Raw genomic sequence first — 16,495 nt, forward strand, 5'->3', positions numbered from 1 at the left:
GACCGCGCCTAAGTGTCCGCGCCAGTCCAGAACGCGGAGTGGTTCGAGCAATGGTTCTGACATCCTCCACTACCCAACAGAGCGGTATACCGCCCGCCAGCTCCATCCTCGCTACGCTCGGCTGCAAGGTACTTCACGTCGCATTGCTGCACTTGCGTGCTTCTGCTGGCGATGCATCAGCAAACCACCCAACCCTCTTTTCTCACATCATTCGTACCTATCGGACTGCTTGCCATTGGTGAGTGTTTGATAACGTCGTGAGCACGTAGGTGCGTGCTGCGTCCCTTTTTCCTGGCGAATGAGGGCATGCCTTGATTCGCTGAATTAGGGGGCTCGCGAGTGATTGCTGGACTGATTGACCTGGAGCGTTACTGGAGGGGGTGTACCTGTCGGCCGAGCGAAGCGAGGGCGGAGCTGGCGGGCGGTATACCGCTCTGTAGGGTAGTGGGAGGTGTCAGAACCATTGCTCGAACCACTCCGCGTTCTGGCCTGGCGCGGACACTTAGGCGCGATCCACTCCGAGTGCCATGGCACCGGGAAGTCATGCGTTCTCCGAGCGCCTTTCTTTTGGTTACTTTTCTTTGGCAAGACAAAGAAAAGTAACCGCCGCCCCGCGCAGGGGCGACGCTAATAGACCGCTAAGACAACAGGTGCTTCACGAAACCCGCAAGCGAACCGCCCAAAAAGCCTCAAAATACGCCCACCAAAACCGAAGCCCCCGCCCGGAAGGGCAAAAACAAACCGCACTATCCGCTTCCGATAGAACCCGTCGCAATTCCGCAAGACGCTTGCGTCACCCTTACCTAAACTTGATCCTGTTGAACCCTCTTACGAAACCGAAAGGAACGACCATGACGACCTCGACCGTGACCCGCCAGACATTCGATGAAGTGATGGTGCCGGTATTTTCCCCCGCGCCGTTCGTGCCGGATCGCGCAGAGGGCTCCCGCGTGTGGGATACGGCCGGCCGCGAGTACATCGACTTCGCGTGCGGCATCGCGGTGACGTCGCTCGGCCACGGCCACCCGGAACTGCTGAAAGTCCTGGACGAACAAGGCCGCAAGCTCTGGCACATCGGCAACGGCTACACGAACGAGCCGGTGCTGCGCCTCGCGAAGCGCCTCGAATCGCTGACTTTCGCCGACCGCGCGTTCTTCGCGAACTCCGGCGCGGAAGCGAACGAAGCCGCCCTGAAACTCGCGCGCCGCGTCGCATTCGATCGCCACGGCGCCGATAAAGCCGAAATCATCTCGTTCGTGCAGTCGTTCCACGGCCGCACGTTCTTCACGGTCAGCGTCGGCGGCCAGCCGAAATACTCGGAAGGCTTCGGCCCCGTGCCGGAAGGCATCAAGCACCTGCCGTACAACGACATCGAAGCCGCCAAGGCCGCGATCGGCCCGCAAACCTGCGCGGTGATCGTCGAACCCGTGCAAGGCGAAGGCGGCGTGATCCCGGCCGATCCGGCCTTCCTGAAGGCACTGCGCGAAGCGTGCGACGCGCACGGCGCGCTGCTGATTTTCGACGAAGTACAAACGGGCGTCGGCCGCACCGGCCAGTTCTACGCTTACATGGATACCGGCGTCACGCCGGACATCCTGACGACCGCCAAGGCGCTCGGCAACGGCTTCCCGATCGGCGCGATGCTGACGACGAACGAACTCGCTGCGCACTTCAAGGTCGGCGTGCACGGCACGACGTACGGCGGCAACCCGCTTGCCTCGGCAATCGCCGACAAGGTCGTCGAACTGATCAGCGACCCGGCGCTGCTCGAAGGCGTGCGCGAACGCAGCGTGCGCCTGAAAGGCGCGCTCGAGCGCATCAACGCGCGCTTCGGCATCTTCAAGGACGTACGCGGCAAGGGCCTGCTCGTCGGCGCGGAACTCACCGCGGCATTCGACGGCCGCGCGAAGGACTTCGTCACCGCCGCCGCGGAAAACGGCCTGATCATGCTGATCGCCGGCCCGAACGTGCTGCGCTTCGTGCCGTCGCTGGTGATCCCGTTCGACCTGCTCGACGAAGGCATGAAGCGCTTCGAGAAGGCAGTCGAGCAAGTGCTCGCCGCCCAGGAAGCCACCGCGCGCTGATCGGCGCACCCATCGCAGACAGGAACGACGATGCTATTTGTTCGCCCCGGCAAACTCACGGATCTCGATGCGCTCGCGCACATGGCGCGCACCGCGCAGCCGGTCCTGCACTCGCTGCCGCACGACCGCGCGGCGCTCGAAGCGCGTGTGGCGCTCTCCGAGGATTCGTTTCGCGCGGACGTCGACTTCGCCGGCGAGGAGTTCTACCTCTTCGTGCTCGAGGATTCGTCGACCGGCAAGCTGCTCGGCACGGCGAGCATCGTGGCCGCGGCCGGCTACTCGGAACCGTTCTACGCGTTCCGCAACGACGCCTTGATCCACGCGTCGCGCGAGCTGCACGTGAACCGCAAGATCCACGCGCTCACGATGTCGCACGAGCTGACCGGCAAGAGCCGGCTGGCGGGCTTCTACGTCGATCCGTCGCTGCGCGGCGACGCGGCCGCGCACCTGATCTCGCGTGCGCGGATGATGTACATCGCCGCGAACCGCCGCCGCTTCACGCCGGAAGTGTTCACGCTGCTGCTCGGCGTGAGCGACGGCACCGGCGCATCGCCGTTCTGGGAAGCGGTGGGCCGCAAGTTCTTCGGCCGCGACTTCGCCGACGTCGACATCGCGTCGGGCGGCCGCAGCCGCACCTTCATCGCCGAAGTGATGCCGGCATATCCGCTCTACGTGCCGCTGCTGCCGGAAGCCGCGCAGCGCGTGCTCGGCGAGCCGAACGAGTCGGCGCTGCTCGCCTATGACATCCATCTCGAGGAAGGCTTCGAGCCCGACCGCTTCGTCGACATCTTCGACGCGGGCCCGGTGCTGACCGCGCAAGTCGACCGCACCGCGTGCGTGAAGCACGGCGCCGAGCGCACCGTGCGCGAGGCCGCGCACCAGCAGGGCGATGTCGCCTACATGGTGTCGACGGGCAGCGGCGAATCGTTCCGCTGCGTGCTGGCCGAGCTGCCGGGCGAGACGGATGACGCGCCGCTGGCCGGCGACGTGCGCGCGGCGCTCGATGTGAAGGATGGCGATGTCGTGCGCTGCGTGCCGCTGCACCGCCGCGACGATGAAGATTTGAAGGGAGACGCAGCATGATCGTCGTTCGGGTCGTACAAACGGGCGACGTCGACGCGCTCGTGTCGCTCGCGAAGGAAACCGGGCCGGGCCTGACCACGTTCAAGCCCGATCGCGACGCGCTCGCCGCGCGCATCGAGCGCACGCGCCGCACGCTCGCGGGCGAGGCGGCGGCCGGCGAGGCCGGCTACTTCTTCGTGATGGAAGAGTCGAAGACGGGCGACATCGCGGGCGTGTGCGGGATCGAGACGCAGGTCGGCCTCGAACAGCCGTTTTACAACTACCGCGTGAGCACGGTCGTGCACGCGAGCCAGGAGCTCGGCGTGTGGACGCGGATGTCCGCGCTGAACATCTCGCACGACCTGACCGGTTACGCGGAAGTGTGCTCGCTGTTCCTGAGCCCGCGCTATCGCACGGGCGGCGTGGGCGGGCTGCTGTCGCGCTCGCGCTTCATGTTCATCGCGCAGTTCCGCGAGCGCTTTCCGGAACGCATCTGCGCGGAACTGCGCGGCCACTTCGACGACGACGGCACGTCGCCGTTCTGGCGCGCAGTCGGTTCGCACTTCTACCAGATCGATTTCAATGCGGCCGACTATCTCAGCTCGCACGGCCGCAAGTCGTTCCTCGCGGAACTGATGCCGCGCTATCCGGTGTACGTCGACCTGCTGCCGCAGGACGCGCAGGACGCGGTCGGCCTCACGCACCGCGATACGCTGCCGGCCCGCAAGATGCTCGAGGCGGAAGGGCTGCGTTACCAGAATCACGTCGACATCTTCGACGCGGGCCCCGTGCTCGAATGCCACGTCAACGACCTGCGCACGGTGCGCGAGAGCGTCGTCGTGCCGGTCGCGATCGGTGTGCCGGATGCGCGGGAAGACGCCCCGAAGTCGCTCGTGTCGAACACGTCGCTCACCGACTTCCGCGTCGGCGTCGCGCCGGGCGTGGTCGCGAACGGCTCGTTCGTGCTGTCGGCCGACGATGCCGTCGCGCTCGACGTGAAGGCCGGCGATCCGGTGCGCGTGCTGCCGCTCAAAGTCAAACAGGGATAAACGAATCATGACGGAACTCTTCATCGACGGCGCCTGGGTCGCAGGCTCGGGCCCCGTGTTCGCTTCGCGCAACCCCGGCACCGACGAGATCGCGTGGCAAGGTGAAAGCGCGTCGGCAGCCGACGTCGATCGTGCGGTCGCAAGCGCGCGCCGTGCCTTCGCCGGCTGGTCGGCGCTCGACTTCGAATCGCGCTGCGCGATCGTCAAGCGTTTCGCCGCGCTGCTCAACGAACGCAAGGAAGCGATCGCGACCGCGATCGGCCGCGAGACGGGCAAGCCGCTGTGGGAAGCACGCACGGAAGTCGCGTCGATGGCCGCGAAGGTCGGCATCTCGATCCAGGCCTATCAGGAACGCACCGGCGAGAAGCGCCAGGACATGGCTGACGGCGTCGCGGTGCTGCGCCATCGCCCGCACGGTGTCGTCGCGGTGTTCGGCCCGTACAACTTCCCCGGCCACTTGCCGAACGGCCATATCGTGCCCGCGCTGATCGCCGGCAATGCGGTCGTGTTCAAGCCGTCGGAGCTCGCACCGGGCGTCGCGCGTGCGACGGTCGAGGTGTGGAAGGACGCCGGCCTGCCGGACGGCGTGCTGAACCTCGTGCAGGGCGAGAAGGACACCGGCATCGCGCTCGCGAACCATCGGCAGATCGACGGGCTGTTCTTCACCGGCAGCTCGGATACCGGCACGCTGCTGCACAAGCAGTTCGGCGGCCGTCCGGAAATCGTGCTCGCGCTCGAGATGGGCGGCAACAACCCGCTCGTGATCGGCGAAGTCGAAGATATCGACGCGGCCGTCCATCACACGATCCAGTCGGCGTTCCTGTCGGCCGGCCAGCGCTGCACGTGCGCGCGCCGCATCTTCGTGCCGCAGGGCGCGTTCGGCGACCGCTTCCTCGCGCGTTTCGCCGACGTGACGTCGAAGATCACGGCCGACGTGTTCGACGCCGATCCGCAGCCGTTCATGGGCGCGGTGATCTCGGCACGCGCAGCGGCGAAGCTCGTCGATGCACAGTCGCGCCTGGTCGAGCAGGGCGCGAAGCCGATCATCGCGATGACGCAGCGCGATCCGCGCCTCGGCTTCGTGAACGCGGCGATCGTCGACGTGACGGGTGTCGCGAACCTGCCCGACGAAGAACATTTCGGCCCGCTCGCGCAGATCGTGCGCTACGCAACGTTCGACGAAGCGATCGAGCGCGCGAACGACACGGCGTTCGGCCTGTCCGCCGGCCTGCTCTCCGACGACGCGAAGGTGTGGGAACACTTCCGCCGCACGATCCGCGCCGGGATCGTCAACTGGAACCGGCCGACCAACGGCGCGTCGTCTGCCGCGCCGTTCGGCGGCACCGGCCGCTCGGGCAACCATCGTCCGAGCGCGTACTACGCGGCCGACTATTGCGCGTATCCGATGGCGTCGGTGGAAAGCACGCAACTGACCTTGCCCGCGAGCCTGTCGCCGGGCCTGCATTTCTGATCGAGGGAACGACGATGAACGCACAAGAAGCCAATTTCGACGGGCTCGTCGGCCCGACCCACAACTACGCCGGGCTGTCGTTCGGCAACGTGGCGTCGCTCAACAACGAAAAGTCGGCCGCGAATCCGAAAGCCGCCGCGAAGCAAGGGCTGCGCAAGATGAAGCAGCTCGCGGATCTCGGCTTCGCGCAAGGCGTGCTGCCGCCGCAGGAGCGGCCGTCGCTGCGCCTGCTGCGCGAGCTCGGCTTCTCCGGCAAGGACGCGGACGTGATCGCGAAGGCCGCGAAGCAGGCGCCCGAACTGCTCGCCGCGGCGAGCTCGGCATCGGCGATGTGGACCGCGAACGCAGCCACCGTCAGCCCGTCGGCCGATACGAGCGACGGCCGCGTGCACTTCACGCCGGCGAACCTGTGCAGCAAGCTGCATCGCGCGATCGAGCACGAAGCGACGCGCCGCACGCTGTCGACGCTGTTCGCCGATCCCGCGCATTTCGCGGTGCATGAAGCGCTGACCGGCACGCCGGCACTCGGCGACGAAGGCGCGGCGAACCACACGCGCTTTTGCGCCGAATACGGCAAGCCGGGCATCGAGTTCTTCGTGTACGGCCGCGCGGAGTACCGCCGCGGCCCCGAGCCGAAGCGCTTCCCGGCGCGCCAGACCTTCGAGGCGAGCCGCGCGGTCGCGCATCGCCACGGCCTCGACGAAGAAGCGACGGTCTATGCGCAGCAGGATCCGGACGTGATCGACGCGGGCGTGTTCCACAACGACGTGATCTCGGTCGGCAACCGCGACACACTGTTCACGCACGAGCGCGCGTTCGTCAACAAGCAGGCGATCTACGACACGCTGACCGCCGCGCTCGACGCACGCGGGGCGCGCCTGAACGTGATCGAGGTGCCCGAGGCCGCCGTGAGCGTGAACGACGCGGTGACGTCGTACCTGTTCAACAGCCAGCTGCTGTCGCGCGCGGACGGCTCGCAGGTGCTCGTCGTGCCGCAGGAATGCCGCGAGAACGGCAACGTCGCGGCCTATCTCGACGAACTCGCGGCCGGCAACGGCCCGATTCACGACGTGCTCGTGTTCGACCTGCGCGAAAGCATGAAGAACGGCGGCGGCCCAGCGTGCCTGCGCCTGCGCGTCGTGCTGAACGAAGCGGAGCGCGCGGCCGTCACGTCGAACGTGTGGATCAACGACACGCTGTTCGCGTCGCTCGACACGTGGATCGACCGGCACTATCGCGACCGCCTCGCACCGGAAGACCTCGCCGATCCGGCGCTGCTCGACGAATCGCGCACCGCGCTCGACGAGCTCACGCAGATCCTGCGCGTCGGTTCGCTGTATGACTTCCAGCGCTGATTCCCGCATGGCCGGCGCGCTGCTCGACGACTTCCTCGCGTTCACGCTGACCGGCGGCGCACCGTCCGCGACGGACGGCACCTGCGCGGCCGGCGCCGTGCGCTGGCAATGGCGCGGCGACGGGCTGCTCGCGCTCGAACCGGTGGCGGCCGAGGCCGCCGGCGCGGCGCGCGCGAGCGTGCTCGTGTCGGCCGGCGTGCACGGTGACGAGACGGCGCCGATCGAGCTGCTGTCGATGCTCGTGCGCGATCTCGCATCGGGCGCGCTGCCGCTCGCGTGCCGGCTGCTCGTCGTGCTCGGCAACGTGCCGGCGATGCGCGCCGGCGAACGCTATCTCGACGACGACCTGAACCGCCTGTTCAGCGGCCGTCACGCGCAGGTGCCCGACAGCCGCGAAGCACCGCGCGCCGCGCAGCTCGAAGCGGCCGCCGCTGCATTCTTCGCGGCCGCGCCGGCCGGCGCCGCGCGCTGGCACATCGACATGCACACGGCGATCCGCGCGTCGGTGTTCGAGCAGTTCGCGCTGCTGCCGCACACGGGCATGCCGCCGACACGCACGATGTTCGAATGGCTCGGCGACGCGCGGATCGCGGCCGTGCTGCTGCATACCGCGAAGGGCAACACGTATTCGCATTTCACGGCCGAGCATTGCGGTGCGCTCGCGTGCACGCTGGAACTCGGCAAGGTGCGCCCGTTCGGCCAGAACGACCTGGCGCGCTTCGCGCCGGCCGACCGCGCGGTGCGCAAGCTCGTGTCGGGCGCCGCTTGCGAGGCCGACGCGCCGTTGCCGCGCGTCTTCACGGTGATCGACCAGATCACGAAGCAGAGCGACGCGCTCGAGCTGTTCGTCGCGGCCGACGTCGCGAATTTCACCGCGTTCGCACGCGGCACGGTGCTCGCGCAGGACGGCGATTACCGCTACACGGTGACGCACGACGAAGAGCGCATCGTGTTTCCGAATCCGTCGGTGAAGCCGGGGTTGCGCGCGGGCCTGCTCGTCGTCGATACGACCCGCGAGACGGTCGCCGCGCTCGTCTGACGGTGCCCGACTGCGCGTGGCCGCGGTGACCCGCGGCCCGCGCATCGCCCGGCCACCATTCCTGTTTCGAGATAATGCCCACCCGCTGCGCAGAAGGCCCGCGGGTCGCGCTTGCGTATTTGCGACATCGTCTTGCAAGTTCGACGGGCCGCCCGGCTGACGTCGGCGCCCGCAGCGCAGCATCACGTGCCGGCGGCTGCTTTGCCATATCGGGCCGCGCGGATTGGTACAATCGCGGCCTTGCGGCTGTTGCGCCGCATCACGGCGCGGCGGCAGCATTGCCGTGGTCATCCGACCCTGCAATGATGCATGCGCCCGTAGTTCCGGAACATTCGAGTATCGAGGAGAACACCTGATGAAGTTGGATTGGCGTAAAGTGGCCGCGCATGCGGTGGTGGCGGCATCGGCCGTGGCGGCAGGCAGCGCGATGGCAGCGGATCTGAAAGAGATCCGTTTCGGCGTCGAAGCCTCGTACGCGCCGTTCGAATACAAGACGCCCGACGGCAAGCTGACCGGCTTCGACATCGATATCGGCAACGCGGTGTGCGCGAAGCTGAAGACGAAGTGCGTGTGGGTCGAGAACGACTTCGACGGCCTGATCCCGGCGCTGCAGGCGCGCAAGTTCGACGCGATCAACTCGGACATGACGATCACCGACCAGCGCAAGCACGCGATCGCGTTCACCGATGCGATCTACACGATCCCGAACCAGCTGATCGCGAAGCAGGGCAGCGGCCTGCTGCCGACCCCGCAATCGCTGAAGGGCAAGCGCGTGGGCGTGCTGCAGGGCACGATCCAGGAAGCGTACGCGAAGAAGAAGTGGGCGCCGGCCGGCGTCGAAGTCGTGCCGTACCAGACGCAGGACCTGGCCTACGCCGACCTGAAGTCGGGCCGTCTCGACGCGACGTTCCAGGACGCGGAAGCCGGCTCGAAGGGCTTCCTGACGAAGCCGCAAGGCCAGGGCTTCGCGTTCGCGGGCGGTACCGTGAGCGACGCCGAGATCCTCGGCTCGGGCGTCGGCTTCGGCCTGCGCAAGAACGACGCGGCGCTGAAGACCGCGCTCGATCAGGCGCTGAAGGAACTGAAGACCGACGGCACGATCGACAACCTCGCGAAGAAGTACTTCAGCGTGCCCGTGACGCTCAAGTAAGCGCTGCGCTCGATCGCACGATGCAAGCAAACCGGCCGCTGATGCGGCCGGTTTGTTTTTGGGGGCGGGAAATGACGAAAAACCGCGGACGACGGGAAACCGCGGACGGGAACCCGCGCGGCAGCGGCCAGCGGTGGCGTCAGGCCGGAAAGAACCGGCCCAGTTCGCGCGCCAGCTCGTTGAGCACGGCCATCTCCTGCTGCGTGATCTTGCGCGCGGGCTGCGCGCCGGCCCAGTCGCCGTACAGCAGCGCGACGGTCGTCGTGCCGACGCGCACCGGCAGCAGCACGAACGCGCGCGTGTCGTCGAATGCGTCGAGATACCACGCGGGCAGGCGCTTGAGCATCTTCGGCTCCTGCGCCTGCTCGATGAAGATGCCGACCGAGTTCGAGATCGCGAGATGAAACACGTCCGGCTCGAAGCGCTCGTCGAAGCGCAGCCGGTCGAGCGTCGTGTCGACGCCGGGGCCGAAGCCGAGGCGCGCGGCGAACATGCCGTCGTCGTGGCGCACGAACATCACGGTGCGCGTGAACGCGAGGCCGGCCAGCAGGCTTTCCGACGCGAGCGCGAGCACCGGCGTCAGCACGTGCTCGGACGGCAGCGCACGCAGGTCCGCGAGGCCGGCTTCGAGGCACGCCTCGGGCGCGGCCTGCGCGCGCGCGATCGCATCGGCGTTCGCGCGCAGCTCGACGATCTCGCGCATCACGGTGTCGCTCGCTTCCTCGCGCGCGAGCCGCTCGGCGATCTCGACGAGCGCGTCGGATTCCATGTCGAGCTCCGCACCGTAGTGCTGCGCGAGCGCCGCGATGCGCGCGTCGCGCTGCGGGCTCGCGGGCATCACCAGCGCGCCCGCGACGTCGGTCGAGCAGCGGCTGATCGCGCGCAGCCAGCGGACGCGGTCGGCCGGGCCGTCATCGGTCGCACGGCCCGCGTCGTGATCGTCATCGTCGTTGCCGAACGCGTCGGCATGGACCACGTGGTCACGATCGGCCATCCCCGCGCGGATCACGTCGGGCAAGCGCCAGCGCGCGGCGGCCTCGAGCCCGATCTCGTCGAAGCCGACGCCGAGCACGTCGATGCAGGCGGCCGCTTCGTCGCCGTTCAGCTCGGCCGCGCGACGGCGGATCCGGTCCCATTCGCTGTCGAGATAGCAGACCACGAGCAGCTTGCCGACCTGGCGCATCAGCGTGCAGACGACGGCTTCCTCGCCCGCGCGCAGCTCGGCGCGCTCGGTGAGCTTGCGTGCGACGCAGCCGGACAGCAGCGCCCGGTTCAGCTCGAGCTTCGCGTCGATGCGCCGCGGCGTACTGTGGTGGAAATGGTCGACGAGCTTGAGCCCGACGACGAGGTGGCCGACGGCGTCCATGCCGAGCACCATCAGGGCGCGGGTCACGGTCGTGATGTTGCCGCCGAACGCCATGTACATCGCGGAGTTCGCGAGCCGCAGCACTTTCTGCGTGAGCGCGAAGTCCGACAGCACGACGCGCACGAGCGCGGTGAAGTCGAGGTCGTCGTTCTTCATCGCGGCCATCGTCGCGCGCAGCGATTCCGACAGCAGCGGGAAATCGCCCCGTTCGTTCATCCGGGCCCACAGCTTGTCGAGCAATGCGGTGCGGGGCAGGTGTTCGGTGATTGACATTCGGATCTGTCCGGTTCGCCGCGCGCGTCAGGCGGCGGCGTGCAGGTGCAGCTGCTGCGCCTCGAAGCGCCGCGCGAGCTCCTCGGACGGCAGCGCCTGGCAGACGAGCCAGCCCTGGATATGGTTGCAGCCCATCTCCGTCAGCAATTCGCGCTGCGCCTCGGTCTCGACGCCTTCGGCGACGAGTTCGAGATCGAGCGTCTGCGCGAGGCCGACCACCGCCGACACGATCGCGCGGTCGTTGCGCGAGGTCAGCAGGTTCTCGACGAAACTGCGGTCGATCTTCAGCTTCGCGAGCGGGAAGCGCTGCAGGTACGCGAGGCTCGAATAGCCGGTGCCGAAATCGTCGATCGCGAAGCGGATGCCGAGATCGGTCAGCTCCTCGAGCAGCCCCTTGGCCTGCGCGGGATCGTGCATCAGCAGGCTTTCGGTGATTTCGAGCACGATGCGGCGCGGGTCGATGCCCGTCAGCGCGATCGCCTCGCGCACGCTTTGCGTGAAGCGCGGGTCGCGGAACTGCTGCGGCGACACGTTGACCGCCACGTACTGCAGCGCGAGCCCCTGACGGTCCCAGGCGACGAGCTGCATGCACGCGGCCTTGAGCACCCAGTTGCCGAGATAGTTGATCAGGCCGATCGATTCGGCGAGCGGAATGAAGGTCGCCGGCGGCACGAGGCCGTGCACCGGATGGCGCCAGCGGATCAGCGCCTCGACCCCGACCACCGCGCCCGACTGGCTGCGCGTGATCGGCTGGAAATGGAGCGAAAACTCGCCGTTGCGCACGCCGTCGTACAGGTCGGCCTCGAGCTTCAGCCGTTCGGCGTCGGCCGGATCGTCGACGGGGGCGTGGAACGCGAGCGCATTGCCGCCCGACGCCTTCGCCTGCGCGAGCGCGTGGTCGGCGCGGCGCAGCAGCGGGCTGTGGTGCTGCGCGCGGTGCGGCGCCGAGCGCTCGTCAGGGTAGAGCGCGATGCCGATGCTCGCGGACAGGTGCACGGTCTGCCCCTGGTACACGTAGGGCTCGCGCACCGCGGCCTGCAGCCGGCGTGCGAGTGCGTCCGCCGCATTGCTCGCCTGCGTGCGGTTCGGCGCGCCGAGCACGACCGCGAACTTGTCGCTCGCGACGCGCGCGAGCTGCTCGTTCGGCGTGACGAGTGCCTTCAGCCGCTGCGCGGTCTCGCGCAGCAGCGTGTCGCCCGCGTCGTAGCCGAGCGCGCGGTTGATCCGCTGGTAGTCGTCGAGGTCGAGCAGCAGCAGCGCCGCGCAGGAGCCGTCCCCGTCGGCGGCCTGCTGCGCGCGCATCAGCGCGGGCACGAGCGCGGACAGGTTGTCGAGCCCCGTCATTGGGTCGTGGTGCATCTCGTAAGTCAGGCGCGCCTCGAGCGCGCGCCACGACGACACGTCGAACGCCGCGATCGCGAACCCGTCGACGCCGTGGTGACGGCTCTTGAACGCGCGGATCTCGACGTCCAGCGGGTAGGTGAGCGACTTGACGATGCACATCGTCGCCTTCTCGACCTGGCCGGAACGCGCGGCGCGTGCAAGCAGGCCTTCGAGCGCCGCGGTATCCTGTTCGGCGATCAGGTCGCGCAACGTCAGCGTGTGCAGGTAGTCGCGGTGGTAGCCGATGAAGCGCAGGCTCGCGTCGGACACGTACAGAAAGCGCAGTTCGCGGTCGACATGGGCGAGGAAATCCACCGTGCCGACCGTCTGTTCCAGCCAGTTGCGCACGGAGTCGTCGCGTCGCGGCGTACCGGCGCGCGCGGGCATCAGCGCGCCGCCCGACCAGGCGAAGCGGCGCAGCGTATGCAAGGCGCTGCGCCAGGAGCCCTTGCGTGACGTCTGTTTCCTGTTGGCTTCCATGTTTCTCGCTGACGTGAAGGGCTGGAACCGGTTGTCCGGAAGGAATAACGGCAGACTGTGCGGAATCTTTAACGGACCGGTCGCGGATGGCGTTGCCGCTGGACCGGATCGGCCACGCGGGTGTTCGACAGGCGAACGCAGGCGGGGCCTACATCGAGGCTGACTTTATAAGAAATGAGGACGCAGATGAAGCGAAAACTGTTGCTGGGCGCCGCCGTGGCGGCGCTGGTGGCCGGCCATGCGCTGATGGCGCAGGCGGAATTGAAGCCGGGTGCCGCGGCGCCCGATTTCACGACGCAGGCGTCGCTGGGCGGCAAGACTTACACGTACTCGCTCGCGGACGCGCTGAAGCAGGGGCCGGTCGTGCTGTATTTCTATCCGGCCGCGTTCACGAAGGGCTGCACGATCGAGGCGCACGCGTTCGCGGACGCGGTCGACCGTTACAAGGCTTACGGTGCGACGGTGATCGGCGTTTCGGCCGACAAGATCGACACGCTGACGAAGTTCTCGGTGAGCGAGTGCCGGAGCAAGTTCCCGGTCGCGGCCGATCCGGATGCGAAGATCATCCGGGAATATGATGCGAAGCTGCCGGCGATCGACAAGGCGAACCGCGTGTCCTACGTGATTTCGCCGGAAGGGAAGGTGCTCTACGAATACACGAGCATGTCGCCCGACAAGCACGTCGAGAACACGCTCGCCGCCGTGAAGGCGTGGGCTGACGCGCATCCGAAGCAGTAATCGGGCGGCCCGCACGGCAAAGCGGCCCGTCCTGCGGGCCGCCGGTACGGAGCAACGCGCCGCCCGGGCGGCGGCGCGAGGGGCCGCTAGGCGCGCAATGCCTGCTCGATCGGCACGCTGCCGCCGACGAAGCCGACGATCTTGCGCGAGATGCCCAGCTTGATCGCCTCGATCGCGGCCCAGGCGACATCCTGGCGCGACACGGGTGGGGCGCCATCGAACCATGCGTCGGTGAGCGCGATCTTGCCGACACCCGGATCGTCCGTGAGCGGGCCGGGGCGCAGGATCGCGTAGTCGACGCCCGACGCGATCACGCGATCGTCGCCTTCGCGCTTCATCTGCGAATAGTGGCGCAGCGCGTCCGGGCCGAGCTCGGGCCGGTACGCGGACAGCGAGCTGATCACCACCAGCTTCTGCGCGTTGTAAGCCAGCGCGTATTCGGCGGCGCGGGCGACCGCGTCGCGGTCGACCTGCTCCTCTTCGGCCGCGCCCTCCGATTCGGCCGAGCCGGCCGCGTAGATCACGTGCGAGATGCCCTGGAATGCGTGCGAGAAATCGTTCTTCAGGTCGGCTTCGACCACCCGTGCGCCCGCCAGCGCATAGCCGTGCCGGCGCACGAGCGCCGTGACCTCGAACTCCGGCTGCTTGAGCAGCAGATCCGCGCAGGCCTGGCCCGTTCGACCGGTCGCGCCAATCAGCAGTACCTTCGTCGTCATGAAACCGCTCCTTGCTCGATGCGTCATCCTCCCAGATAGGGACGGACGACCGATAACTCAAGTGTAATGTCGATTTGCCGATGCGGCGGGTGTGTATTAAGGGGCATACCGGCATCGGGCATACCGGCAGCGGGCGTACCGGGAGCGACATCCCGGCGGCCATTCATTCACACGGATGCGGGAATGACGCGCCGACCGGCTATCATGTGCGCGATGCATTTTTCGCCGTTACGTCATACAACGCATCGGCCCACTGGTTGGAGTACACATGGCAATACCCCTGGACAACGTCAGCATGGCCGTGTTCTGCGACTTCGAGAACGTCGCGCTCGGCGTGCGCGACGCGAAGTACGAGAAGTTCGACATCAAGCCCGTGCTGGAGCGCCTGCTGCTGAAGGGCAGCATCGTCGTGAAGAAGGCCTATTGCGACTGGGATCGCTACAAGGGCTTCAAGGCGTCGATGCACGAGGCGAGCTTCGAGCTGATCGAGATTCCGCACGTGCGCCAGTCGGGCAAGAACTCGGCCGACATCCGGCTCGTCGTCGATGCGCTCGACCTCTGCTACACGAAGTCGCACGTCGATACGTTCGTGATCATCAGCGGCGACTCGGATTTCTCGCCGCTGGTGTCGAAGCTGCGCGAGAACGCGAAGAAGGTGATCGGCGTCGGCGTGAAGAAATCGACGTCGGACCTGCTGGTCGCGAACTGCGACGAATTCATCTTCTACGACGACCTGGTGCGCGAGCAGCAGCGCGCGCTCGCGAAGCGCGAACAGCAGCAGCGTGCGGGCAACGGCGGCGCGAAGCGGCCGGACGAGCCGTCGTCGCGCAAGCACGACATGGACGCGCGCAAGGCCGAGGCGATCGCGCTGGCGGTCGAGACGTTCGACGCGCTCGCGTCGGAGCGGGACGACGTCGGCAAGATCTGGGCGTCGGTGCTCAAGAGCGCGATCAAGCGTCGCAAGCCGGATTTCAACGAGTCGTACTACGGATTCCGCGCGTTCGGCAACCTGCTCGACGAGGCGCAGGCGCGCGGCCTGCTCGAAGTGGGGCGTGACGACAAGTCGGGCGCGTTCGTGTCGCGGGCACGCCAGTCGGCGGCTGTGGAGCATGTCACAGCGGGCGGTGAAGGCGGCGGGCACGGCGGCGCGCACCACGGCACGCGTGCGGCCGAGCCGGCGCGGGCCGGGCGCAATGCGCAACGTCGCGGGCAGCGGGCGGAAGCGGTCATGCACGAAAGCGTGCAGGTCGACGCGGACGAGACGGAAGTGGCCGAGGTCGCCGAGGCGGCCGAGGCGGCACCGCTGATGTCGCCGGCGGAAACGGCCGGAGTGGCCGAAGTGGCCGATGCGCATGGCGATGCGAAGGATGGCCGCAAGCGCGCGCGCAAGACCGCGGCGAAGAAGGCCGGCGCGAAGAAGGGCGCCGCCGCGAAGAGCGCAGGCCGTCAGGCAGCCGGGAAGCCGGACGCTGCCGGGCATGGCGCGCCGATGCACGGCGACGACAGGCACGCGCACGGCAAGCATGCCGACGACGCGCATCGCGACGCGGCGCAGGTCGACGAGCAGCATGTCACGATGACGCACGCCGGGCCGGCGGCAGGCGATGCCGGCGGCGAGCGTGCCGCTGCGCAGCCATCGCACGACGCGGCGCCGGCTGAAGCCCATGCCGACGCGGTTGCGCAAGCGCCGGCCGCTGCCAAGCCGAAGAAGCCGGCCCGCAAGGCCGCACCGCGCGCGCGTCGTCCGCGCAAGACGGCGGCGGACGCTGCCGAGTAACACCGATCGGCCGGATGCCGTCCCGAGCGGGGCGGCAGCCGCGCCACGGGGCCGGCCGGTGCAATGCCGGCCCGTCGAACTAGCCGTTCAGCGCATAAGGCTGCGTCATCACTTCGAGGAAGTGGCCGTCCGGATCGTCGAAGTACACGCCTCGGCCGCCGTTGTGGCGGTAGATGTCATCGGGTTGCCGCTTCGCCGGATCGGCCCAGTGCGGCAGCCCGCGCTCGCGAATGCGCGCGAGCACGCGATCGAAGCCTGCTTCGTCGAGCAGGAACGCGTAATGCTGCGACGCGATCTCTCCCGATTGTTCATAAAAATCGAGCGACACCCCGTTGCCGAGCGGGACGACCAGCATCGCGCCGAACGGGGTCGGCGGCGGCAATTCCAGCAGCTCGGTGAGGAAGCGGCTCGACGCGCGCTTGTCGCGGCACCAGACGATCGTGTGGTTGAGCTGGACGTTCATGGCGGGTTCCCGGGAAGGGGACGGCGGTGGGCATGGACACACGATAGCCGATTGCGGCCCGTCCGCAAGCCGGGGCTGCGGCGAGCCGG

13 protein-coding genes are annotated in these 16,495 nt (G+C 67.9%); 9 read left to right on the forward strand and 4 right to left on the reverse strand.

Annotated elements, in window-relative coordinates:
* Positions 1-851: 851 nt before the first annotated feature.
* The 7 genes from CFB40_RS06055 to CFB40_RS06090 all read left to right on the forward strand — a co-directional run bounded on the left by CFB40_RS06055 (position 852) and on the right by CFB40_RS06090 (position 9,210).
* The gene (locus CFB40_RS06055; protein WP_089430799.1) at positions 852-2,084 is read left to right on the forward strand and encodes an aspartate aminotransferase family protein; all 1,233 of its coding nucleotides are present in this window, start codon (positions 852-854) and stop codon (positions 2,082-2,084) included.
* 30 nt (positions 2,085-2,114) lie between these two features.
* Positions 2,115-3,167 (forward strand): arginine/ornithine succinyltransferase subunit alpha, encoded by a 1,053-nt coding sequence (gene aruF / locus CFB40_RS06060; RefSeq protein ID WP_089430800.1) that lies wholly within the window; start codon positions 2,115-2,117, stop codon positions 3,165-3,167.
* Entirely contained in the window at positions 3,164-4,195 is a 1,032-nt protein-coding gene (gene astA, locus CFB40_RS06065) for an arginine N-succinyltransferase (protein WP_089424886.1), read from the forward strand. The genes aruF and astA overlap by 4 nt, the downstream gene beginning before the upstream one ends.
* 7 nt (positions 4,196-4,202) lie before the next feature.
* The gene (gene astD / locus CFB40_RS06070) at positions 4,203-5,666 is read left to right on the forward strand and encodes a succinylglutamate-semialdehyde dehydrogenase (protein ID WP_089430801.1); all 1,464 of its coding nucleotides are present in this window, start codon (positions 4,203-4,205) and stop codon (positions 5,664-5,666) included.
* Positions 5,667-5,680: 14 nt separating this feature from the next.
* Positions 5,681-7,021 carry an N-succinylarginine dihydrolase gene (gene astB / locus CFB40_RS06075; RefSeq protein WP_089424888.1) on the forward strand — a complete coding sequence of 447 codons (1,341 nt, stop codon included), beginning with the start codon at positions 5,681-5,683 and terminating at the stop codon, positions 7,019-7,021.
* A complete protein-coding gene (gene astE, locus CFB40_RS06080) occupies positions 7,005-8,060 on the forward strand; it encodes a succinylglutamate desuccinylase (RefSeq protein ID WP_089430802.1) in 1,056 nt (351 codons plus the stop codon). Before astB ends, astE begins: the two co-directional genes overlap by 17 nt.
* 355 nt (positions 8,061-8,415) lie before the next feature.
* Entirely contained in the window at positions 8,416-9,210 is a 795-nt protein-coding gene (locus CFB40_RS06090) for an ABC transporter substrate-binding protein (protein ID WP_089430803.1), read from the forward strand.
* 139 nt (positions 9,211-9,349) lie between these two features.
* On the opposite strand, the gene CFB40_RS06095 is transcribed toward CFB40_RS06090, so the two are convergent.
* Entirely contained in the window at positions 9,350-10,849 is a 1,500-nt protein-coding gene (locus tag CFB40_RS06095) for an HDOD domain-containing protein (RefSeq protein ID WP_089424890.1), read from the reverse strand.
* A gap of 27 nt (positions 10,850-10,876) precedes the next feature.
* Complete coding sequence (cdpA, locus tag CFB40_RS06100) at positions 10,877-12,619, reverse strand: cyclic di-GMP phosphodiesterase CdpA (RefSeq protein ID WP_218829596.1); 1,743 nt, start codon at positions 12,617-12,619, stop codon at positions 10,877-10,879.
* Positions 12,620-12,898: 279 nt separating this feature from the next.
* On the opposite strand from cdpA, the gene CFB40_RS06105 reads away from it, so the two are divergent.
* Positions 12,899-13,450, forward strand: coding sequence for a peroxiredoxin (locus tag CFB40_RS06105; protein WP_089430805.1), 552 nt, complete (start codon positions 12,899-12,901; stop codon positions 13,448-13,450).
* Positions 13,451-13,536: 86 nt separating this feature from the next.
* Here the strand turns inward: CFB40_RS06105 and CFB40_RS06110 are convergent, their stop codons facing one another.
* Positions 13,537-14,166 (reverse strand): NAD(P)H-binding protein, encoded by a 630-nt coding sequence (locus CFB40_RS06110; protein WP_089424893.1) that lies wholly within the window; start codon positions 14,164-14,166, stop codon positions 13,537-13,539.
* Between the two features lie 268 nt (positions 14,167-14,434).
* Here CFB40_RS06110 and CFB40_RS06115 point away from each other — a divergent pair, with 268 nt between their 5' ends.
* On the forward strand, positions 14,435-15,943 hold the full coding sequence (locus tag CFB40_RS06115) for an NYN domain-containing protein (protein WP_089430806.1): 1,509 nt from the start codon (positions 14,435-14,437) through the stop codon (positions 15,941-15,943).
* Between the two features lie 79 nt (positions 15,944-16,022).
* Here CFB40_RS06115 and CFB40_RS06120 read toward each other — a convergent pair whose 3' ends face one another.
* Positions 16,023-16,406 carry a VOC family protein gene (locus CFB40_RS06120; RefSeq protein ID WP_089430807.1) on the reverse strand — a complete coding sequence of 128 codons (384 nt, stop codon included), beginning with the start codon at positions 16,404-16,406 and terminating at the stop codon, positions 16,023-16,025.
* Between the last annotated feature and the right edge of the window lie 89 nt (positions 16,407-16,495).

This window comes from Burkholderia sp. AU31652, assembly GCF_002223155.1.
Lineage (GTDB): Bacteria > Pseudomonadota > Gammaproteobacteria > Burkholderiales > Burkholderiaceae > Burkholderia.

Coding starts and splice junctions, on each gene's coding strand:
- CFB40_RS06090 (WP_089430803.1), top strand. CDS start 8,416: ATGAAGTTGGATTGGCGTAAAGTGGCCGCGCATGCGGTGGTGGCGGCA.
- CFB40_RS06095 (WP_089424890.1), bottom strand. CDS start 10,849: ATGTCAATCACCGAACACCTGCCCCGCACCGCATTGCTCGACAAGCTG.
- aruF (WP_089430800.1), top strand. CDS start 2,115: ATGCTATTTGTTCGCCCCGGCAAACTCACGGATCTCGATGCGCTCGCG.
- CFB40_RS06115 (WP_089430806.1), top strand. CDS start 14,435: ATGGCAATACCCCTGGACAACGTCAGCATGGCCGTGTTCTGCGACTTC.
- astE (WP_089430802.1), top strand. CDS start 7,005: ATGACTTCCAGCGCTGATTCCCGCATGGCCGGCGCGCTGCTCGACGAC.
- CFB40_RS06055 (WP_089430799.1), top strand. CDS start 852: ATGACGACCTCGACCGTGACCCGCCAGACATTCGATGAAGTGATGGTG.
- CFB40_RS06110 (WP_089424893.1), bottom strand. CDS start 14,166: ATGACGACGAAGGTACTGCTGATTGGCGCGACCGGTCGAACGGGCCAG.
- CFB40_RS06120 (WP_089430807.1), bottom strand. CDS start 16,406: ATGAACGTCCAGCTCAACCACACGATCGTCTGGTGCCGCGACAAGCGC.
- astD (WP_089430801.1), top strand. CDS start 4,203: ATGACGGAACTCTTCATCGACGGCGCCTGGGTCGCAGGCTCGGGCCCC.
- cdpA (WP_218829596.1), bottom strand. CDS start 12,619: ATGCCCGCGCGCGCCGGTACGCCGCGACGCGACGACTCCGTGCGCAAC.
- astB (WP_089424888.1), top strand. CDS start 5,681: ATGAACGCACAAGAAGCCAATTTCGACGGGCTCGTCGGCCCGACCCAC.
- astA (WP_089424886.1), top strand. CDS start 3,164: ATGATCGTCGTTCGGGTCGTACAAACGGGCGACGTCGACGCGCTCGTG.
- CFB40_RS06105 (WP_089430805.1), top strand. CDS start 12,899: ATGAAGCGAAAACTGTTGCTGGGCGCCGCCGTGGCGGCGCTGGTGGCC.